The sequence below is a fragment of the Micromonospora echinofusca genome, from assembly GCF_017614955.1.
Classification (GTDB): Bacteria; Actinomycetota; Actinomycetes; order Mycobacteriales; family Micromonosporaceae; genus Micromonospora; species Micromonospora echinofusca_A.
On record NZ_WVUH01000742.1, the window covers coordinates 1 to 440 of the forward strand.

Sequence of the window (440 nt, forward strand, 5' to 3'; positions counted from 1 at the left end):
GCTCCAGACGGTTGCGGGTGCGGCGACGACCTGAACCCGCAGTTCATCGCGGAGTTGTTCGGCGAGGGACACCCCGCCGGGGGTGGGGGTGGCGGCGTCGCAGGTGATCAGGATGATCGGCCGGCTGCTCCAGTCGGGCAGCTCGCGTAACCAGGCGGCGAGCTCGGTGGCGGTGAAGGTTTGATCACCGACCCGGATTCCCGCCGGGTCACCGTGAGCGGCGAGGGCGAACCAGGCCACACCACTGGTTGTCTGGTAGACGGGCAACGCGGTGGCGTTGGCTTCCCATAGGGGGCTGTCGTTCGGGCCGGGCAGGTAGCGGCCGGCGGGGACCTGCACGTTGTTCACCACCGGCACCGTCACCACCGATCCCGATCGGGTTGCCGATCCCGTTGCGGCTGCCGTTGCCGATCCGGCTCTCGTTGTCGTGGTCGTGGTGG

At 69.3% G+C, this 440-nt stretch carries 1 protein-coding gene; it reads right to left on the reverse strand.

Annotation, left to right across the window (positions count from 1 at the left end):
• Window positions 1-348: hypothetical protein (locus GSF22_RS34185; RefSeq protein WP_208817992.1), on the reverse strand; the 348-nt coding region annotated here is incomplete at its 3' end.
• Between the last annotated feature and the right edge of the window lie 92 nt (window positions 349-440).